At 28.4% G+C, this 21,953-nt stretch carries 18 protein-coding genes and 1 riboswitch; of the genes, 14 read left to right on the forward strand and 4 right to left on the reverse strand.

The features are described from left to right. Positions 1-9 precede the first annotated feature (9 nt). The 4 genes from ACFIJ5_RS07190 to ACFIJ5_RS07205 all read left to right on the forward strand — a co-directional run bounded on the left by ACFIJ5_RS07190 (position 10) and on the right by ACFIJ5_RS07205 (position 8,087). Positions 10-489 (forward strand): hypothetical protein, encoded by a 480-nt coding sequence (locus ACFIJ5_RS07190; protein WP_379805524.1) that lies wholly within the window; start codon positions 10-12, stop codon positions 487-489. 425 nt (positions 490-914) lie between these two features. Continuing rightward, positions 915-2,261 (forward strand): alanine/glycine:cation symporter family protein, encoded by a 1,347-nt coding sequence (locus tag ACFIJ5_RS07195; protein ID WP_379805527.1) that lies wholly within the window; start codon positions 915-917, stop codon positions 2,259-2,261. A 188-nt stretch (positions 2,262-2,449) separates the two neighbouring features. Further along, on the forward strand, positions 2,450-3,814 hold the full coding sequence (locus ACFIJ5_RS07200; RefSeq protein WP_379805530.1) for an alanine/glycine:cation symporter family protein: 1,365 nt from the start codon (positions 2,450-2,452) through the stop codon (positions 3,812-3,814). Between the two features lie 463 nt (positions 3,815-4,277). Further along, on the forward strand, positions 4,278-8,087 hold the full coding sequence (locus ACFIJ5_RS07205) for a phosphoribosylformylglycinamidine synthase (protein WP_379805532.1): 3,810 nt from the start codon (positions 4,278-4,280) through the stop codon (positions 8,085-8,087). A 372-nt stretch (positions 8,088-8,459) separates the two neighbouring features. Here the strand turns inward: ACFIJ5_RS07205 and ACFIJ5_RS07210 are convergent, their stop codons facing one another. Then, on the reverse strand, positions 8,460-9,029 hold the full coding sequence (locus tag ACFIJ5_RS07210) for a hypothetical protein (protein ID WP_379805534.1): 570 nt from the start codon (positions 9,027-9,029) through the stop codon (positions 8,460-8,462). Between the two features lie 299 nt (positions 9,030-9,328). On the opposite strand from ACFIJ5_RS07210, the gene ACFIJ5_RS07215 reads away from it, so the two are divergent. The 5 genes from ACFIJ5_RS07215 to ACFIJ5_RS07235 all read left to right on the forward strand — a co-directional run bounded on the left by ACFIJ5_RS07215 (position 9,329) and on the right by ACFIJ5_RS07235 (position 15,171). Continuing rightward, positions 9,329-11,020 (forward strand): AAA family ATPase, encoded by a 1,692-nt coding sequence (locus ACFIJ5_RS07215; RefSeq protein WP_379805536.1) that lies wholly within the window; start codon positions 9,329-9,331, stop codon positions 11,018-11,020. A 215-nt stretch (positions 11,021-11,235) separates the two neighbouring features. After that, entirely contained in the window at positions 11,236-12,114 is an 879-nt protein-coding gene (locus ACFIJ5_RS07220) for a radical SAM protein (protein WP_379805539.1), read from the forward strand. After that, positions 12,111-12,512, forward strand: a complete 402-nt coding sequence (locus tag ACFIJ5_RS07225; protein WP_379805542.1) for a hypothetical protein — start codon at positions 12,111-12,113, stop codon at positions 12,510-12,512. The genes ACFIJ5_RS07220 and ACFIJ5_RS07225 overlap by 4 nt, the downstream gene beginning before the upstream one ends. Positions 12,513-12,519: 7 nt before the next feature. Continuing rightward, positions 12,520-13,068, forward strand: a complete 549-nt coding sequence (locus tag ACFIJ5_RS07230; RefSeq protein WP_379805544.1) for a hypothetical protein — start codon at positions 12,520-12,522, stop codon at positions 13,066-13,068. Between the two features lie 189 nt (positions 13,069-13,257). Continuing rightward, positions 13,258-15,171, forward strand: a complete 1,914-nt coding sequence (locus ACFIJ5_RS07235) for a BMP family ABC transporter substrate-binding protein (RefSeq protein ID WP_379805546.1) — start codon at positions 13,258-13,260, stop codon at positions 15,169-15,171. Here the strand turns inward: ACFIJ5_RS07235 and ACFIJ5_RS07240 are convergent. From ACFIJ5_RS07240 to ACFIJ5_RS07250, 3 genes are all read right to left on the reverse strand, one after another. Beyond that, positions 15,140-15,742, reverse strand: coding sequence for a metallophosphoesterase family protein (locus tag ACFIJ5_RS07240; protein ID WP_379805548.1), 603 nt, complete (start codon positions 15,740-15,742; stop codon positions 15,140-15,142). The two genes, ACFIJ5_RS07235 and ACFIJ5_RS07240, sit on opposite strands and share 32 nt — an antisense overlap. A gap of 75 nt (positions 15,743-15,817) precedes the next feature. Continuing rightward, positions 15,818-16,132 (reverse strand): hypothetical protein, encoded by a 315-nt coding sequence (locus ACFIJ5_RS07245; RefSeq protein WP_379805551.1) that lies wholly within the window; start codon positions 16,130-16,132, stop codon positions 15,818-15,820. 58 nt (positions 16,133-16,190) lie between these two features. Next, positions 16,191-17,072 carry a CPBP family intramembrane glutamic endopeptidase gene (locus ACFIJ5_RS07250; protein ID WP_379805554.1) on the reverse strand — a complete coding sequence of 294 codons (882 nt, stop codon included), beginning with the start codon at positions 17,070-17,072 and terminating at the stop codon, positions 16,191-16,193. 291 nt (positions 17,073-17,363) lie between these two features. Continuing rightward, a riboswitch (purine riboswitch) is annotated at positions 17,364-17,465 on the forward strand. Between the two features lie 165 nt (positions 17,466-17,630). Between ACFIJ5_RS07250 and purE the strand changes: the two genes are divergently transcribed. From purE to purN, 5 genes are read left to right on the forward strand one after another with little or no spacing between them, the layout of a single operon-like run. Then, the gene (gene purE, locus ACFIJ5_RS07255; protein ID WP_379805557.1) at positions 17,631-18,110 is read left to right on the forward strand and encodes a 5-(carboxyamino)imidazole ribonucleotide mutase; all 480 of its coding nucleotides are present in this window, start codon (positions 17,631-17,633) and stop codon (positions 18,108-18,110) included. Further along, on the forward strand, positions 18,110-18,832 hold the full coding sequence (gene purC, locus ACFIJ5_RS07260) for a phosphoribosylaminoimidazolesuccinocarboxamide synthase (RefSeq protein ID WP_379805559.1): 723 nt from the start codon (positions 18,110-18,112) through the stop codon (positions 18,830-18,832). The genes purE and purC overlap by 1 nt, the downstream gene beginning before the upstream one ends. 48 nt (positions 18,833-18,880) lie before the next feature. After that, complete coding sequence (gene purF / locus ACFIJ5_RS07265) at positions 18,881-20,293, forward strand: amidophosphoribosyltransferase (protein WP_379809564.1); 1,413 nt, start codon at positions 18,881-18,883, stop codon at positions 20,291-20,293. A gap of 29 nt (positions 20,294-20,322) precedes the next feature. Beyond that, positions 20,323-21,321, forward strand: coding sequence for a phosphoribosylformylglycinamidine cyclo-ligase (gene purM / locus ACFIJ5_RS07270; protein ID WP_379805561.1), 999 nt, complete (start codon positions 20,323-20,325; stop codon positions 21,319-21,321). Further along, positions 21,309-21,917, forward strand: coding sequence for a phosphoribosylglycinamide formyltransferase (gene purN / locus ACFIJ5_RS07275; RefSeq protein ID WP_379805563.1), 609 nt, complete (start codon positions 21,309-21,311; stop codon positions 21,915-21,917). The genes purM and purN overlap by 13 nt, the downstream gene beginning before the upstream one ends. The last annotated feature ends 36 nt before the right edge of the window (positions 21,918-21,953 follow it).

Here is a 21,953-nt window from a genome sequence, read left to right on the forward strand (position 1 = left end):
AGGAAAATAATGTTAAAATCGTGTAGACAACAGAATAAATTAAGCTATTTAATTGGTGTAATTTTTATTACAATAATTTTTAGCACTGTAATCACAAACATTTCTTGTGCAATTGAGAAAAATAAAACTAGAAAATATTCTTCTACAAATATAAATGATATGATTTTGATTAATGAAAATAAAGTATATAATGAAAAAGATATGAAAAGGAAAATGGTTCAATTTTACTTAGATAATAAAGGAAAATATATAAAATGGAAGATAAAGGCAAACGAATTTAGTATATTTTTCAATACTGTAAAATATGATTTAAAATATGATGTTAAATTTAGTGATGATTCAAGTTTATATATAAAATGTGATTTTGATGAAGATGTTAAAGATAAATTAAACAAAAATCAAACTTTTGTAGTGTCTGGACAAATAACGGGATATTCTGAATTCTCAAAGTCTTTAATATTAAAACATTGTAAAGTTGTTGGAAGATAATTTAGAATAAAAATATATTAAATTATTAAATTTTTTTAATAATATTAGATATATTGGTTATAATAATAACAACACAAAAGTTTAAAGTATAATGTAATACTAGTTGGGGAGAAACTTTGATTTCAAGGATCTAGCTAGAGGATACTTTTATGATGAGTAAGATGTGTGTTTTATGAAATTTGAAGAGTAAAAATGTATTTTAAACTTTTGTGATATATAATAGAGAAGCAACCCTTTTGGGTTGCTTTTTTAGTTTATTAAGGAAATTATAAACTTTTCATAAAATTTATGAATTTATTTTAAATAAAATTGTGTATTTTTTGACAAAATAAAAGAGGATATATTCTAAAAAGACAGAATATAAATATTAATGGGATAATTTTGTGTTAAAAAATTTAATATACAAAATAAGGAGGTAGTTTTGTATGGATTTATTAAGTATCATTAAAAACATTAATTATTATTTATGGAATTATATTTTAATATTCCTATTATGTGGAACTGGAATTGTTTTTACTTTTGCATTGAAATTTGTTCAAGTAAGAAAATTTGGTGCTTCATTTAAAAAAGCTTTTGGAGGAATATCTTTAAAAGGTAAAAAGGCAGGAAATGAAGGAATGTCATCTTTCCAAGCACTAGCAACAGCTATAGCAGCACAAGTTGGAACAGGAAATTTAGCTGGAGCAGCAACAGCTATAGCAGCTGGAGGCCCTGGTGCTATATTTTGGATGTGGGTTAGTGCCTTTTTTGGAATGGGAACTATTTTTGGAGAGGCTGTTTTAGCTCAAACATATAAAGAAAAAGTAGATGGCCAAATAACAGGAGGACCAGCGTATTATATAAGAAAAGGATTAAATAGTAAATTTTTAGCTGGATTTTTTTCTGTAGCAATAATTATAGCATTGGGTTTTATTGGTAACATGGTTCAAGCGAATTCAATTGGAGCAGCATTTTCTAAAGCATGGCATGTGCCAGCAATTGTTGTAGGAATTGTAGTTGCAGCTTTGGCAGGACTTATTTTTATAGGTGGAATAGGAAGAATAGCATCTGTTACTGAAAAGGTAGTTCCTATTATGGCACTATTATATATAATAGGTAGTGTGATAATATTAATACTTAATGCAGAAAATGTGGGACCAGCGTTTAGAATGATATTTGTTGGAGCTTTTAATCCTAAGGCAGCAACAGGTGGATTAATAGGTGTTGGAGTTAAAGAAGCTGTAAGATATGGTGTAGCAAGAGGATTGTTTTCCAATGAAGCAGGTATGGGTTCAACTCCACATGCTCATGCAGTTGCAAAAGTTAAGCATCCAAGTGAGCAAGGATTAGTTGCTATAATGGGTGTATGCATAGATACATTTGTAATTCTTACATTAACAGCACTTGTTATACTTACAACTGGTGCTTTAGATGGAAAAACAACAGGAATAGAACTTACTCAAAAAGCATTTATAAATGGATTAGGTAATTTTGGAAGTTATTTTATAGCTATTGCTTTATTCTTCTTTGCATTTTCAACAATAGTAGGTTGGTATTTCTTTGGAGAAGCAAATGTTAAGTATTTGTTTGGTACAAAAGCACTACCAATATATAGACTTATAGTATTGGTTTTTATAGTTTTAGGTACTACTATGGAAGTAAAACTTGTTTGGGAACTTGCAGATACATTTAATGCTTTAATGGTTCTTCCAAATGTTATTGCTCTTTTAGGATTAGTTGGTGTAGTTAAAGAGAGTTTAAAAGATTATGAGGAAAATCATGAAAGAAAATAAAGAATAATAAAGTAAAGCTTCTACTTTAAATAGTAGGAGCTTTACTTTATTTTAAATTTAGTAGTTAGTAAATATTTATATGAAATATTGTTACAAAATAGTAACAATATTTTAAAAATTCTAATAAATGAAATAAAATATAAAATTTATGCAAAATTATGATATAATACATTAAAAGGAGGCTTTTTATGGATATCTTACAAATATTAAAAGGAATAAATAATGTACTTTGGGGCAAATTTTTGATGTTCGTATTGTGTGGAGCAGGAATTTTATTTACATTTCAATTGAGATTTGTACAAATTAGAAAATTCGGACAAGCATTTAAGAGAACATTTGGACAGCTTAAATTAAATGGGGAGAAAGCTGGTAAGGAAGGAATGTCATCATTTCAATCTCTTGCAACAGCAATTGCAGCACAGGTTGGAACAGGAAACTTAGCAGGAGCAGCAACTGCTATAGTATCTGGTGGGCCAGGAGCTATTTTTTGGATGTGGTTTAGTGCTTTTTTTGGAATGGGTACAATTTTTAATGAAGCTGTAGTTTCACAGGTTTATAAAACAAAGGTAAATGGACAGGTCACTGGGGGACCTGCATATTATATTAGAAAAGGAGTAAATAGCAAATTTTTAGCGGGATTTTTTGCAATTGGTATGACAATAGCTGCTGGATTGACTGGTGGAATGGTTCAGGCAAATGCAATTGGAAGTGCTTTTAATGCTATATCAAATATTCCATCTTTAGTTATTGGAATTATAGTAAGTATTTTAGCAGGCATTGTGTTTATAGGAGGAATAAAACGTATAGCATCTGTAACTGAAAAATTGGTTCCTGTAATGGCAGGCTTATATATAATAGGAAGTTTAATAATTTTAATTATTAATGGCTCTCAAGTTGGAAATGCATTTAAAATGATATTTGTTGGAGCTTTTAATCCAAAGGCTGTTATGGGAGGTGCTTTGGGTATTGGAGTTAAAGAGGCTATGAGATATGGAATAGCAAGAGGATTATTTTCAAATGAAGCAGGCATGGGATCAACCCCACATGCTCATGCAGTAGCGAAAGTGAAAAATCCTGTAGAACAGGGAATGGTTGCTATAATGGGAGTATTTATTGATACATTTGTAGTACTTACATTGACAGCTCTTGTAATATTGACAACAGGAGCTTTAGATGGACATACTACAGGTATTGAGTTAACTCAAAAGGCATTTAAATTAGGTTTTGGTAGTCCTGGAAGTTATTTTATAGCTATTTCACTATTTTTCTTTGCATTTTCTACAATAATTGGTTGGTATTTTTATGGAGAAGCAAATGTAAAATATTTATTTGGAAATAAAGGTGTAATACCTTATAGAATATTTATGATGATTTTAATAATTATGGGAACAATTTTAGATGTCCCAGTTGTATGGCAACTTGCAGATATTTTTAACGGAATAGTTATTATTCCAAACATAATTGCATTAATAGTTTTGTTACCTGTTGCTAAAAAAGCTTTAAAAAACTTTGAAAGTGATGGATTAATTAATAATAATGATTTAAATATGTAATTTATCTTATGTAATCTGTTTAAGTAGGCTTATCTTAGAAAATTTTTATTTAAAGTATAAAGAATAGTATAAAGTATAGAGTATAAAGTATAGAGAAGAAATAAGGAGGTTTTTCTTTCAGAAAAACTGTATTAAAATAAATTTAAGTAAAGCTTAAATTTATAATTTATAGATTTTCAAAAACTTGTTTTTGAAAATCTTCCTTATTTTTACTTTGCGCTTTATACTTTTTACTTTGTATATTTACTTTGTTGTATTTATTTTCATACTTTTTTATTTATTATAACTTCTTGTTCTTTAAATTTTAGGAAAAGTGTAGTATAATCTATTTGTAACGTACAAAACAACAATAAAACAAAATAATATTCGTTATGAAACGAATGAATGAAATAAATACCACACAAATATATAGAAACTATATGGGCTATATTTACAAAAAAACATATATGAAGGGAATGGGAATATGAAAAATCAAATTTTTAGAGTTTATGTTGAAAAGAGAAAAGGATTTGATGTTGAAGGAGTAAATTTACATAATGACATTAAGCAAAATCTTGGAATTAACTCAATTGAAACTTTGAAAGTTATAAATCGTTATGATGTAAGTGGAATTTCTAAAGAAGAATTCAAAATGGCTGTAAAAAATGTTTTTTCAGAACCTCAAGTAGATAATATATATGAAGAAGAGTTTGAAATAAAACAGGGAGAGAAAGTTTTTGGTATACAGTTTTTAGAAGGTCAATATGATCAGAGAGCAGATTCAGCAGCACAATGCATTCAATTAATTACTCAAAAGGAAAAACCTATTGTTAGAACGGCAAAATTAATAATTATTAGTGGAAATATTAATGATAATCAATTTGAAAAAATAAAAAAATATTGTATTAATCCTGTGGATTCTTGTGAAGCAGTATTAAAGAAAATGGATACATTAGAGATGAATATAAAAATGCCTGAGATGGTATCTGTAATTGATGGATTTATACAAATGTCAGAAAAAGAACTGGATAATTTTATAAATAAACTAGGTCTTGCTATGAGTCTTGATGATATAAAGTTTTGTCAACAATATTTTAAAAGTGAAAAAAGAAATCCCACAATGACAGAGATAAAAGTTCTTGATACCTATTGGTCAGATCACTGCAGGCATACAACATTTAATACTATAATTAAAGATGTAAAAATTGGTGATGGAAAATATAAAGATATATTACAAAAAGCATTTAATGAATACTTAGAATCAAGAAAAGCTGTTTATGTAAATAAAGAAAAACCAATGTGTTTCATGGATATTGCATGCATTGCAACAAAAGAGCTTAAAAAGCAAGGAAAACTTAATGATTTAGAAGAGTCTGATGAGATAAATGCTTGTAGTGTTGAAATTGATGTAGATGTAGATGGAAAAGATGAAAAGTGGCTTTTAATGTTTAAAAATGAAACTCATAATCATCCAACAGAAATAGAACCATTTGGAGGAGCTGCTACATGTCTTGGAGGATCAATAAGAGACCCATTATCAGGACGTTCTTATGTATATCAAGCAATGAGGGTTACAGGAAGTGGAGATCCAACAGTGCCTATGGAAAAGACTTTAAAAGGAAAACTTCCTCAAAGAAAGATAACAATAGAAGCTTCTAATGGTTATAGTTCTTATGGAAATCAAATAGGTCTTGCTACAGGCCAAGTAGCTGAAGTTTATGATGAAGACTTTAGAGCAAAGAGAATGGAAGTTGGTGCAGTTGTAGGTGCTGCTCCAAAGAAAAATGTTAAGAGATTAGATTCAGAAGAAGGAAATATAATAATTCTTCTTGGAGGTAGAACAGGAAGAGATGGTTGTGGTGGTGCTACTGGTTCTTCAAAAGGACATGATGAGAAATCAATTTTAAATTGTGGTGCAGAGGTTCAAAAGGGAAATCCAGTAGAAGAAAGAAAACTTCAAAGATTATTCAGAAATCCAAAAGCAGCATCACTTATTAAAAAGTGTAATGATTTCGGAGCAGGTGGTGTTTCTGTTGCTATTGGTGAGCTTGCAGATGGTCTTTATATAGATTTGGACAAAGTTACTAAAAAATATGAAGGATTAGATGGAACAGAACTATCTATTTCTGAATCACAAGAAAGAATGGCTGTAGTTGTTTCAGAAGAGAATGTAGATGAATTTATAAATCTTGCTCACAATGAAAATTTAGAAGCTACAAAAGTTGCGGTTGTAACATCATCTAATAGATTAGTTATGAATTGGAGAGGTAAAAATATAGTTGATATAAGTAGAGACTTTTTAAATTCTAATGGAGCTTCTAGATATACAGAAGTTTTCGTAAATTCTCCAGATGAAGATACAAACTATTTCAATAAAGATGTAGAAAAAATATATACAGATGAAACATTAGAAAATGCATGGTACAAAAATTTAGAAAGATTAAATGTATGTTCACAAAGAGGACTTATAGAAAAATTTGATAGTACAATAGGTGCAGGTACAGTTCTTATGCCATTTGGTGGAAAGTATCAAGCAACTCCTGCAGAAGGTATGGCAGCAAAAATACCAGTACTTAAAGGAGAAACAAATACAGCAAGTATAATGTCATATGGATATAATCCAAAGCTTTGTAAGTGGAGTCCATTCCATGGTGCTGTATATTCACTTGTAGAGGCTGTAACTAAAGTAGTAGCTTGTGGTGGAGAATATAAAAACATAAGACTTACACTTCAAGAATATTTTCAAAGATTAGGTGAAGATGCAGAAAATTGGGGTAAACCATTTTCAGCTTTAGTTGGTGCTTTATATGTTGAAAAAATGCTAGAACTTCCTGCTATAGGAGGAAAGGATAGTATGTCTGGAAGTTTTAAAGATTTGAATGTTCCACCTACTTTAGTAGCATTTGCAGTTAATACAGCTAAAACAAAGAATATTATATCACCAGAATTCAAAAACAGTGGAAGTAAAGTAGTATTAATAGAAGCAGTGAGAGATGAAAATGAACTTCCAAACTTTGATATCTTAAAGAAAAATTATGAAAAGATAAATGAACTTATTAAAAAAGGATATGTACGTGCGGCTGGAACAGTAAAAACTGGAGGTATTTCAGAGATAATATCAAAAATGTGCTTTGGTAATAAAATTGGTATGAAGTTTACTGAAAAACTTAATAAAAAAGAGATTTTTGCACCAAATTATGGTTCAGTAGTACTTGAATTAGATGAAAAAGTATCATTAGAAGATGAATTTAAAGATGTAAAATATAGATTATTAGGTTATACAATAGATGAGAACATAATAACAATAGATGATATAAAAATAGATATGGAAAAAGCATACGAAAGATGGTGCAGTCCACTTGAAAGTGTGTTTAATACAAAGACAGAAGAAATTAAAGAAAAGATGATAGATGAAATTTATAGCACACAAAATAAGTGTTTAAATAAGGTGCAAAATGAGGCAGCAGCTGAATCATCAATATTAATCAAAAAACCAATGCCAAAGGTAATAATTCCAGCTTTTCCTGGTACAAATTGTGAATATGATTGTAAAAGAGCATTTGAAAAAGCAGGTGCAGAGGCAGAAATTAAAGTATTTAAAAACTTAAATGCAGATTATATAAAAGAATCTATAGATGAACTTGTAAGTGGTATAAAAAATTCACAAATAATAATGCTTCCAGGTGGATTTAGTGCTGGAGATGAACCAGATGGTTCAGGTAAATTTATTGCTAATGTATTTAGAAATCCTAAAGTTAAGGATGCAGTTATGGATTTAATAAAAAATAGAGATGGTCTTATGCTTGGTATATGCAATGGCTTCCAAGTGCTAATAAAATTAGGACTTGTACCGTTTGGAGAAATAATAGATGCAGATGAAAATTGCCCAACATTGACTTACAATAAAATAGGTAGACACGTTTCAAATGTAGTAAATACAAAGGTTACATCTAATCTATCACCATGGTTTAATAATGTAAAAGTTGGAGATATTCACAGTATACCAGTATCACATGGTGAAGGAAGAGTAGTAGTAAATGAAAGTTTAGCTAAAAAGTTATTTGAAAATGGTCAAATAGCTACTCAATATGTAGATTTTGAAGGTAATCCAACTTATGATATAAGGTTTAATCCAAATGGTTCTATGTATGCAATTGAAGGTATGACTAGTCCAGATGGAAGAATCTTAGGTAAGATGGGACATAGTGAAAGAATAGGTAAGAATGTTATTAAGAATATAATAGGGGACAAAGATCAAAAATTATTTGAATCTGGAGTACAGTATTTTAAATAAAAAAAGTGTCTAGAGCCTGTGAGGTAAATGTCTATATAGTGTTAGGAATCGTGTCACTTCAGTAACAAGTTCTAAATCTTACTCATATTCAAAAGAAGAATTTTTGAAAAATATTCCAAAGGAATTAGTTATCAAAAAATAACTCTTTTGAAATTCGTAAGATTAAGAACTTGTAAACTTTGTTCCAATGATATCCTGTACACTATATAGATATTTACCACAGGCAATAAATTTTATTTACTGACAATATACAAAGCCTGTGAGGTAAATATCTATATAGTGTTAAGAATCGTGTCACTTCAGTAACAAGTTCTAAATCTTACTCATATTCAAAAGAAGAATTTTTGAAAAATATTCCAAAGGAATTAGTTATCAAATTTTTGTCTTATTTTTGAACATGAATAACATATATGCAAAAATATTAAAGACAAAGAATGATACAGTCCATCCAAATTTATATCCTACCTTATGATAAACATTGATCGTTGCCCATATACCAAATAATAACCAATAGATTACAAAACATGTAATTATAAAATAATTTATAATGTACTTATATTCGCCTGATATATATGCAATGCGAATAAGCCAGGTACTATTTTTATTTACCAATACTTTTGATGAAGAGGCATTTGAAATATAACCTATTCTTGATAAGTCACTATTAAGTTCTTTAATATCAGGATATATATATTTTGCATTTTTTAGTTTAGGATAGGTATCTAATAATTCTTCTTTATTTTTATTGCTGTTGTTATATTGAAATATAGATATATATTTTAAAGTTTTTCCAGTATATTTAAGAGGTTTCTTATTATCTTCAAATAGTTTATTAAGTGTTTCATTTGATATTTGATTGTTTTGTTTTATTGAATTTTCTATATTATTTATCATGTTGTCTACTATTCTTGAAGGTCTATTATAAATAAATATTTTATACATTAAGGAAGAAATACCAATAAATAAAACTATTAAAGCTATAATAAGTATGCTTTTAGAAAATTTTCTTTGAACCTTATAAATATCAGCAAGTTCTTTTTTTAATTGATTTACTTCATAGTGTAAAGTACTTTATGCAATATTATATATAAATTTTAAATTATTAGTAAAGTAAAATTGTTGTTTAGTATAATTAATAATTCAATTAAAACTACTAGTTTAATTGATTACCTTTAGGGTATAATGATGATAAGAGAACATGCTGGGAGGAATCCTAGAGAGAGTTTATGTGGAGGGATTCTATGAAGAAGAAAATACCAATAGGTGTAAGTGATTTTAAAAAAGTTATAGAAGATAATTATTATTTTGTGGATAAAAGTTTGTTCATAAAAGAAATAGTTGAAGATGGTTCAGAAGTTATACTTTTGCCAAGACCAAGACGATTCGGAAAAACTTTAAACATGAGCATGCTCAAATATCTTTATGAAAAAAGTGAAGAAGATAATAGACATTTATTTGAAGGTTTAAAAATAAATAATTATGAAGATATAATGACTATGCAAGGTAAGTATCCTGTTATTTATATTACTTTTAAGGATGAAAAACATTCTAAGTGGGAAAGATGTAAAGATGGTTTTGAAGGAATTGTTATAAATGAATTTAGTAGGCATGATTATATTTTAGAAGGAGATGCCTTAAAAGAATATGAAAAAAAGAAAGTAATGCAAATTTTAGAAGGTACTGCACCTTATAGTACTTACTTAAATGGATTAAAAATATTATCTCAATATTTATATAAATTCCATAAACAAAAGGTTGTTATATTGATAGACGAATATGATGTGCCAATCCAAAGTGGATATATGCATGGATATTATGATGAAGTAATAGAATTCATGCGAATATTTTTAAGTGGTGGACTTAAAGATAATACTTATCTAGAAAAATCAGTTCTTACAGGTATACTTAGAGTTGCAAAAGAGAGCATTTTTTCAGGAATGAATAATTTAAAAGTAAGTACATTAATAAGTTCGCACTACAACAGCAGTTTCGGATTCTTAGAAGATGAAATGCAAGATATGCTTAAATATTATGGAATAGAATATGAAACGAAAGAAGTACAAAATTGGTATAATGGATATAGATTTGGAGATAAAACTATATATAATCCTTGGTCTATATTAAATTATGTGGATAATTATAGAGAAGGCTTTAAGCCATATTGGGTAAATACTAGCAGCAATGATTTAGTAAAGAGAGTGCTTGCAAAAGGCGGAGAAATCTTGAAAATGGAGCTTGAAGATTTAGTAGAGGGAAAAGAGATAGAAAAAGAAATTAATGAAAATATAGTTATGCATGACATAAATGCAGAAAGTAATAATGCTTGGAGTTTTTTGCTTTTTAGTGGGTACTTAAAAGTGGTTGATAAAAAAATAGAAAGAGCAAGAACATACTGCAAATTAAAAATACCTAATCTGGAAGTTAAATATTTATATGAGGATATTATATTAGCTTGGTTTAGAGAAAATATAAGCGGTGAAAAGTTTAATGTAATGTTAAAGAGTTTGGTTACTGGAGATATAAAAATTTTCAGTAAGATATTTAGAGAATTCATATTAAATTCAGTGAGTTATTTTGATGTGTCAGGAAAAGAAAGTGAAAAAGTATATCATTCTTTTGTACTTGGTGCACTTATAGCTCTTTCTGATGAATACCAGGTTAAATCTAACAGAGAAAGTGGATATGGCAGATACGATATAATGATTATCCCAAGAGACATAAATAAAAAAGGAATAGTTATAGAATTTAAAAAAGTAGATAAAGATGATAATGAAACTTTAGAGAAATGTGCTCAAAATGCTTTAAATCAAATAGAAGATAGAAATTATAAAAGAGAGCTTTTGGATAGAGGAGTTAAGGACGTTATAGAGCTTGGAATAGCGTTTGAGGGGAAAAAGAGTATGATAGTGACAAGTTGGAAGTGTAGTAGATAGAACACAGTTAAAAAGAGAAAAAAGATAATTAAATGAAGGATAGCTTTCTGCAGTTGCAGAAAGCTTTTAACTTTTTTCAAGAATTTATTGGTTTAAAGCACAGATACATATTTTAAGAAATATGTTATTATATATATTATAATATAAATTAATACAAAATAGTTTAAAAAAAGGAGGTTAATCTGATTTTTATATTTCAATCAGAAAAAGGTAAAATGTATAATTTGAGTGATGAATTAATAAAAATGATGGATAAAGCTTGGCGTGTTAGAAGTGAAAATTTTACAAATGACATTGAATTTGATATTCCGGTAAAAACTTTGCCTGTAAGCGTAACAGGGGAATACTGTGAATTAAAGTGTGCACATTGCAATGGGCATTATTTAAAAGGCATGACTCCTGTAGAAAATGTAGACAAGCAAGTTATAAATGAATATGATAGTTTTCTTGTAAGTGGAGGGTGCAATAAAGAGGGTGTTGTAGAGTTAGACAAGCATCTAGAATTTTTAAAACAACTTAAAGACTCTGGAAAAAAGATAAATATGCATTTAGGATTAATTGATGAAGAAAAAATTGAAAAGATTAAAGATTTAGCAGATTGTGTTTCTTTTGATTTTGTTGTAGATGATGAAACAATTAAAGAAGTTTATGGATTAAATAAAACATATAAAGATTATATAAATACATATAAAAAATTAAAAGATAAGACTAAAGTGGTACCACATATTTGCATAGGATTAAAAGGTGGAGAAGTTAAAGGAGAATGTAAAGCTTTAGATGTTTTAAAAGAAATAGGGGTAGATGCTTTAGTTTTTATTATTTTTATTCCTACACAAGGTACTGTATATGAAAATAGAAAGTCTCCACATTTAGATGAAATAGTAAAGATACTAGCACAAGCTAGAGTTCAATTCCCAGATAAGCCTATACATTTAGGATGTATGAAAGCAAAAGGAAAGATAAGAAAATACATAGATTATTATGCTGTAAAATGTGGAGTTAATAAAATAGTAAATCCTACAGATTATGCGGTAAAAGCGGCAGAAGAGTTACAATTATCAATAAAAAAGGGACAGGAGTGTTGTGTGTTATGATAAAAGTTTCAGCGGGCTCTGCATCAGTATTAGGATTAAAAAAAATACAAACAGATGCTGAATGTACAACAGTTTATTTGTTAAATGGAGATAGATGTACTAATAATTGTGGATTTTGTCCTCAAGCAAGAGAAAGTAAGGCAAATTTAAAATTTTTATCTAGAGTTATATGGCCTTCTTTTGAAGATGATGAAGTAATCGAAAGTATAGTAAACAGCTATAATAAAAAACAAATAAAGAGAGTATGTATTCAATCCACAAGTACTGCAGATAGTTTTGAAAGATGCAGCAAACTAATTGAAATAATTTCTGCAAAGTGTAATGTTCCAATTAGTGCTGCTGTAAATGCAAATACTTTGGAAAGAGTTGAAGAGCTGAATACAAAAAGGAGCAGATAAAGTTTGCATGGCAATAGATGCATGTAATGAAAATATTTATAGACAAATTAAGGGTGGAAATTATGAAAGTAAGATAAATTTACTAAAGCAGTGTGCAGAAAAATTTCCAAATAGAATATCAACTCATTTAATTGTAGGACTAGGAGAAACAGAGGAAGAAATTATTAAAATAATAGATAGTATGCACAGGGTTAATATTTCTGTAGGATTATTTGCTTTTAATCCTGTTAGAGGAACAAAGCTAGAAAAATGTACTTCTCCACATATAAGTACATATAGAAGAGTTCAAATTGCAAATTATTTATTAAAAAATAAATTCATTAAATTTGAAAATTTAAAGTTTGAAAAAAATAAGTTAGTTAAAATAAATATTGATAAGCAAAATGTTTTAGAGAAACTTATGGATGGTAAAGCTTTTGAAACACCAGGATGTCCAGGATGTAATAGACCATATTATACGGAGAAACCCGGTGGAACTATGTATAATTATCCTAAAAAATTGACAAGTCAACAACTTGATATGGCAATAAAAGAATCAGAATTACAAATTATATAGTGCCCTAAAACATTTCACTTTACAAAACAATTTTTTGTTATAAGTGTGTGCAACTAGTAAATAAAAATTAAAATTCACTACACTCAAACAATGAGTTTTTCTTAACAGAATGATATATTCAATAAATTTGTGGACTGTATCTGATTTTTTGATATACTATAAGCAAGAATAACTCATTGGAGGTAAGTTATGGGTGAAGAACAAGAATACTATAAAGCCGTGAGAATGGGAAAAGCCAGTTTTCTAAAGCTTAAGATAAGAGGAAAAGATGGACACTTGGTTTCACTTTTATCTTTTTTAGAGGAATCTAAGATATGCGGAAAAGAGAATTTAGGAGTAATGGAAATACCACTAGAAAAAGTTGTTGGAACTTATACTTCATCAAGAGCTGAAGCTTTTTCCGCTAATTTTATGCCTCTTATCCATCATGAAGATAGTGAGTTTAAAACGAAGTGGACATCTTTGTATAAACATCATATGAATGAGGGAATTAAAGACCCTATAAAGGTCTATGAATATTTAAATTATTATTATGTAGTAGAAGGTAACAAGAGAGTAAGTGTTCTTAAATATTTGGGGGCATATTCTATAGTAGCTGATGTTATAAGACTAATTCCTGAATATAATGAAGAAGATGAAAAGATAAAACTTTACTACAAGTTTTTAAAGTTTAATAAAAAAACATCAATTAATTCTATATGGTTTTCTAAGGAAGAAAATTTTGATTTAATGGATAAATTTTTGAATGAATATAATCCTACATTAGAAGTATTTGATGACAAGTATAAGCATTTTATAAGCTATGTTTATGATCCTTTTAGAGAAATTTTTCATAAATGTGGAGGGAATAAACTTTCAGTAACCACTAGTGATGCTGTTTTAGAATATATCAAAATTTATGGAATACCACAGGAATTTAATCAAGGTGAAAAGACTAGGATTATAACGTTTATAAAGGAATTAGAAGCACAAAGTAAAAATGAAAAAAAAGTGATATCAGAACCTATAAAAACTTCAAATAAAGGAATTTTTACTTCTTTAACAACAATAATACCAAGAAAGAAAATAAAAGTAGGTTTTATTTATAAAGGAAGTATCAAACAGTCTGGATGGACTTATGCACATGAATGCGCACGTCTTCATTTGGATAAAACTTTTGGAAGTAAAATAACTACAACTTATATTGAGAAAGTATGTTGTGAAGATGCTTATGAGAAAATATCTCTTTTAGTTAAAGAAGGGTACGATATAATTTTTACAACTCATCCTACCCTTAAAAATGCTACATTAAAAGCAGCATTAGATTATCCTAAGGTAAAATTTTTAAATTGTTCAGACTCTCTTCCGTTAAAACACGTAATAATGTATTATGGAAGAATGTATGAACCAAGATTTTTAATGGGGCTTTTAGCAGGTACATTTACCAAAACTAATACTATAGGTTATGTAGCTCATTATCCTATTAGAGAAACAATAGTAGAAATAAATGCTTTTTCATTAGGAGCACAAATGGTAAATCCAAGAGCAAAAGTTAAAGTATTGTGGAATACTGATAAAAGAGATGGTGAAAAACTTAAACCAATAAAAAAAGTTTTAGAAAAGGAAAATGTAGACATTGTATGTTATCATGAATTGCCTGCACCAGAATCTAATGATTTTCAATATGGACTTTGTTCTTTAAATTTAGAAGAAAAAACAGATGAAAATTTCTTGTTTTCCCATTATGCTAATATAATATTAAATTGGAAAAACTTCTATGAAAAATTTTTAACACTTATGATTAATGGAGAAGATAGAAATATATTTGATATATGGGCTGCTAATACTGATTTGATAAATTATTGGTTGGGTATGGATTCAGGAATAATAGATGTAATCTATTCTAATAGATATATACCTAAAAGATCCCAAATGCTCATAGAGTTATTTAAAAAGATGATACTTGAAAAAGAATTCAATCCTTTTACAGGACCTATTTTTGATTGTGAAGGAAATTTAAAAATAAAAGAAAGTAATTCAGCAGCATACGAAGATTTACTTTCTATGGATTGGTTTGTGGATGGAGTAGAATCTATAGTTGATCCTTATAATAATCAATTATAGTGTAATTATAAGCATTTACTATATTTGTACAGTTATATTTTAAAGATCTTTTTTGAAGATCATAGTTAAGATGTTGATGTCCATGAAAATGATATTTAGGATTATAATTATCAATGAGCTTTCTAAATTCACTAAATCCTTTATGGCATAAATCAGTACCATCACCTAAGTTTAAAGCAGGAGCATGTGTAGCTAAAATATCAATACCCTTATTAAAGAAAAGCTTTAATTTAGCTTTTCTTGTTACTTTTTTTATTTCCCTTTCTGAATATTGGAAAGGGCCATTTGAATATTTCATTGACCCACCAATACCTAGTATTCTAATTCCTTTATGGTTAACAACTTTACCATGTATATTAATACATCCTAATGGAGGATTATTTATATATTCTTTATCATGATTTCCTGGTACATAGTATAAAGGAACATTTAACATAGTAACTAAATAAGAAAGATAAGAAGCTTTTAAATCTCCACAAGAAATAATACAATCAATATCAGAAAATCTGTTTTTATCAAAATAGTCCCATATATATTTAGATTCTACATCACTTACTAAAAGTATTTTCATATCATTTACCTCAATCCACGTTTAATTAATTTTAGGACAAGAATTTTGTTTATATTTTATCACATTTTAATGAGATTAACTAACAAACAATTTGAATATTTTCATTATTTCTTGCTGTTTAAGCATTTGCTGCTGTAGTGACCAAGTGTTTTGAGGTAATTTTTTTGATTTACCAAGTACTACATTATCAAAAAATAGATATAAATCTTTTTCAAGAGAATTTAGAAATTTAGTTTGATCATCTTCAGATAAACTATAAAATTTATCTCGTATTAATTTGTTATATTCACTAAAATTTAAAGATAAATTTTTAGTTCTATTTTTATAGTTTTTCCTTGATACAATTAGAACTATAATTGCTATAATGATTATTATAATTATTCCTTGCATTTTTTCACTTCCTTCAATATATCATTTTCCGTATCAGCTATTTTTAATCTGTGAAAGCTTAGTTATCTTTTCTTAGCATAAAAAATACAATTATTATACCTGTTAACAAAACAATAGTTGCTGCAATTCCTGCTTCAGGTCCAAAAGCACCACCTGTAAACCAGTCTGCCCCTTTTAATTTTAAATGAATTAAACTTCCAATCTGTATTTTAAGACCACTAACTTCAAAACCAAAAATATTTCCTTGAGCCCAGTTCCATGCAGCATGAAGTCCACAAGCCCCCCATAAATTTTTAGTCTTAATAACATAAAATCCAAAAAAGATTCCAACCAAAATTATATTAAGTATTGCTACCACGCTTACATTTGGATTGGCTAAATGAAGAATACCAAAAAGAGTAGAAGATATTAATAAACCTAAAAAAACATTATATCGAGCACCTAGAACATTCATAAGCCATCCTCTTGTAGCAATTTCTTCAGTGGCACTTTGTATAATCCAGCCTGGTAATACAATTAAAATGCTGCTTAAAGCAGATAATCCTACAGCAGAAGTGGGATTATTATTTATGGTAATATGTCCTGTTACAAAAAGTAATGCTGTTACTAAAGAAAACATTATTAGACCTATTAAGAATCCAGTAAAAAATTTTTTTATGAAACTTTCTTTATAAAAACCCATACTTGAAACTTTTCTTTTTTCTACAAATCTTACCCAAATAAAAATTATCAATGAAACAAATAAAAAACCACAAATAAGATTGCTTAACATAGCAATTGAGGGACTAACATTAGATGAAATAATGAATGAGTTTAAAAGTTCACCAGGTATTTCACCAAGTATAAAAAAAACAATAACTAATATTGGTGCTAGAATAAAATTAGGTAAATATCTAGCAGCTTTAGCTTCTTTAAATAAACCTTTGTTATTTGAGAACATGTGTGACATCCTTTCTTTATTATCATTATAAATATATACATTATACATGAATTATCTTGGATTTTCTATAATTAGGAAAAATAAGGTTAAGAAAGCGAAAAATAAATAATAAAGAACAAAGTATAAATAAGGATACATTAGAATAAATGGATAATAATTCAACACAAATACGAACAATATAAAATATAAAAGTTTAAATAATACATAAATTAACGAACGATTATAAAAAAATATTTAAAAATGTATTGAAAAATGCTTTTCAGGGTGTTATTATTAAGTTGTGGTAATTAAATAACGAATATGTAAATAACTCATATAAATCCGATGATAAGGTTCGGAAGTTTCTACCAGAAAACCGTAAATTTTCTGACTATGAGTAAGTATAGGTGAAAAATCCACTGCAAACTTACTCATAGATTGTGGTGGATTTTAATTATGTAGTAAAGTATATAATGTATTTTATTATATCAACAAAATTCATAATATTTTTAATATAATTACATAAAGTAATTTACAGCTGATATTAAATCAAGTTTCTATTATTTAGGAGGGATTGCTTTGAAAGTTGCAATAATATTTGGAAGTAAATCAGACAAGGAAATTATGAAAAAAGCTTCAGATCTTTTAAATGAGTTTGAGATAGAACATAAAGGATACATATTATCAGCTCATAGGGTACCAGAAAAGTTAAGTGAAACTATTAAGGAGTTAGAAGAAAAAGGAGTAGAGTGTATAATTGCAGGAGCAGGTCTTGCAGCACATCTTCCAGGAGTTATAGCATCTCAAACTACAATTCCAGTTATAGGAGTTCCTATAAAGGCAGCACTTGAGGGAATGGATGCACTTCTTTCAATAGTTCAAATGCCAAAATCTATTCCAGTAGCAGCTGTTGGAATAAATAATAGTTTTAATGCAGCAATGCTTTCAATTGAAATATTGGCATTAAAATATCCAGAAATTAATAAAAAACTTTTAGAATATAGAAAAACAATGAAAGAAAACTTTATAAAAGAAAACGAAGAAGGGGTTGAATTTTAATGGATAGCAAAAAATTAAACTTAGAAAAAAAAGAACTTATGTATGAGGGAAAAGCAAAAAAAGTATTTTCAACAGAGAATAAGGATTATGTTATAGTTCATTATAAAGATGATGCAACAGCTTTCAATGGTGAAAAAAAAGGTACGATAAATGAAAAAGGAGTATTAAATAATTCTATATCAACAGCATTGTTTGAATTATTAAAAGAACATGGAATTGAAACACATCTTGAAAAGAAGTTAAATGAAAGAGATCAATTGTGCAAAAGAGTAGAGATAGTTCCTCTTGAAGTAATAGTAAGAAATGTTGCAGCAGGAAGTATGGCAAAAAGATTAGGAATTGAAGAAGGAACAGAACTTAAAACTCCTGTTTTTGAAATATGTTATAAGAAGGATGAGTTAGGTGATCCTTTAATAAATGATTATCATGCTGTTGCTATGGGATTAACTAGTTTTGATGAGCTTAACAATATATATGGTACTACAGCAAAAATAAATAATATACTAAAAGAATTTTTCTTAAAAAGAAATATAAAATTAATTGATTTTAAAATAGAATTTGGAAAGTTCTATGATAAAATAGTTCTTGCAGATGAAATTTCTCCCGATACATGTAGATTTTGGGATGCAAAAACAAATGAAAAATTGGATAAAGATAGATTTAGAAGAGATCTTGGAAATATTAAAGAAGCTTATATAGAAATAATGAATAGAATAAAATAAGTACAATAAATTAGCCACTAATTGGGGGTGTAATAATTGAAGGATACCATTTTTGATTTACAAGGTGATAAACTTAAGGAAGAGTGCGGTGTATTTGGTATATATTCTAAAGATGATAATTTAGATGTTAGTGCTCTTACTTATTATGGATTATATGCACTTCAGCATAGGGGTCAAGAAAGTTGTGGAATTGCAGTAAGCAATGGAGAAAATATCGATTGCTTCAAGAAAATGGGACTTGTGAGTGATGTATTTGATAGGGATACATTAGATAAGTTAACAGGGAAAATTTCAATAGGTCACGTTAGATATTCTACAGCAGGAGAAAGTGAAGCAAAAAATGCACAACCCCTTGTAAGTAAATTTAAATTAGGTTCTATAGGTATTGCTCATAATGGTAATTTAGTAAATGCTGAAGTAATAAGAGAACTTTTAGAAGAAGTTGGATGTGTTTTTCAAACATCTATAGATTCAGAAGTTATAATAAATTTAATTGCAAAAAATTATAAAAAAGGAATAGAAAGATCATTAGTAGATGCAATACAATTTATAAAAGGATCATATGCAATATTAATACTTACAAAGGATAAATTAATTGGAGCAAGAGACCCTAATGGTATTAGACCATTATGTATAGGAAAGTTGGACGAAAGTTATATACTAAGTTCAGAAAGTTGTGCCCTAGATGCAGTAGGAGCAGAATTTGTAAGAGATGTGGAACCAGGAGAAATAGTTATAATAGGTGAAGAAGGTATAAAATCAATTAAGGTTGCAGAAAAAACAAAATCTACAACATGTTCTTTTGAATATATTTATTTTGCAAGACCTGACAGTGTAATAGATGGAATAAATGTTTATGAATCAAGAGTAAGAGCAGGAGAAAGACTTTGGAAGGAATGTCCTGTAGATGCAGACGTAGTAATTGGTGTGCCAGATTCAGGAGTGCCAGCAGCAATTGGTTTTTCAAAAGCTTCTGGAATTCCTTATGCTATAGGAATAATTAAAAATAAGTATATAGGAAGAACATTTATATCTCCGACACAAGAAATGAGAGAAAGAGATGTATCAGTTAAACTTAATGTATTAAAAGTAAATGTAGAAGGTAAAAGAGTTGTTATTATAGATGATTCAATTGTAAGAGGAACTACCAGTAGACGACTTGTAAATATATTAAAGAGAGCTGGAGCTAAAGAAGTACACTTTAGAGTGTCATCTCCTCCGGTTAAATTCCCATGCTATTTTGGTATTGATACACCTTATAGGAAAGAACTTATAGGGGCAATTAATAATATAGAAATAATAAAAGAAAAAATTGGAGCAGATAGTTTAGGATATATAAGTATAGAAGGACTTTTGGAATCATTGGGAAAAGAAAAAGGTTATTGCGTTGGATGTTTTTCTGGAGAATATCCAATATCCACTGTTAGTGAATTTTATAAAGATGGTGAAAAAGAAAAATAATTCGTTTTTTATAGTTGGGAGGCTTTAAGATGGCAAATTATGAATCTGCAGGGGTAAATATAAAAGAAGGATATAAAGCTGTTAGCTTGATGAAGCAGTATACAAAGAGAACTTTTGTACCTGGAGTTTTAAACAATATTGGAAGTTTTGCAGGTATGTTTGAAATAGGTAAAGGATATAAAAATCCTATTTTAGTTTCAGGTACTGATGGAGTAGGAACAAAAATAGACATTGCTTTTAAAATGAAAAAATACGATACAGTAGGTATTGATTGTGTAGCTATGTGTGTAAATGATATATTGTGTCATGGAGCTAAACCATTATTTTTTCTAGACTATGTGGCTTGTGGTAAATTAGATGCAGAAGTTGCAGCTGATTTAGTAAAAGGTGTTTCACAAGGATGTTTAAATGCAGGATGCGCCTTAATTGGCGGTGAAACTGCAGAAATGCCAGGATTTTATGATGTAGGTAAATATGATATTGCAGGTTTTGCAGTGGGCATAGTTGATAAAGATAAAATGATAGATGGTAGTACTATAAAAGATGGAGATGTATTAATTGGATTAGAATCAAGTGGAGTACACAGTAATGGATACTCTTTAGTAAGAAAATTAATAAAAGATTTTGATGAAGATTTTAATGGTGAAAAAATCGGGAACACACTTTTAACACCAACTAGAATATATGTTAAAGAAGTTTTAGCTCTATTAGATGATTTTAATATTAAAGGTATGGCTCATATAACTGGCGGCGGAGTTTATGAAAATATTCCAAGAATGTTTAAAGATAAATTTACAGCTGTAGTAGATAAAAACAGTTTTAATATGCCTAAAATATATAAACACATCATGAGCTTAGGAGTTAGTGAAAATGATATGTTTAATACTTTTAACATGGGAATAGGTTTTGTATTATGTGTATCACAACAAGAATCAAGTAAAATAATAAAAAAATTGTATGATAGTGGTATTAAAGCTTATGAAATAGGCCATGTAGAAGCTGGGGGAATAGGAGTATGTTTAAAATAGCTGTTCTTGTTTCTGGAGGAGGAACAAACCTGCAATCAATAATAGATAGTGTAGAAAATGAGTACTTAAATTGTAGTATTGAAATGGTAATAAGTAATAGAGAAAAAGCATATGCGCTTGAAAGAGCAAAGAAAAAAGGTATAAAGACTTATGTTGTAAGTAAGAAGAACTGCAAGAGTTGTTTATCAGATGAAATACTAAAAATTGTAGACGGTAAAGTAGATTTAATTGTTTTAGCGGGATTTTTAGCTATACTTGAAGGGAAAATAATACAAAAGTTTAAAAATAGAATAGTAAATATTCATCCTTCATTAATTCCAGCCTTTTGTGGTAAAGGTATGTATGGAGTAAAAGTACATGAAAGTGCTTTAGAATATGGAGTTAAGGTTTCTGGATGTACAGTTCATTTTGTAGATGAAGGAACAGATACAGGTCCAATAATAGTTCAAAAAACTGTACCTGTTTACAGCAGTGATACTCCAGAAATACTTCAAAAGAGAATATTAGTACAAGAGCATAAAGCTCTTCCAGAAGCTATAAAGTTAATTTCAGAAAATAAAATTAAAGTTCAGGAAAGAAAAGTTGTTACAGTGTAAAACTTAAAGGCAAAAAAGTCATTAAATAATTAAGTA

The organism is Haloimpatiens myeolchijeotgali (assembly GCF_042688525.2).
Lineage (GTDB): Bacteria > Bacillota > Clostridia > Clostridiales > Clostridiaceae > Haloimpatiens.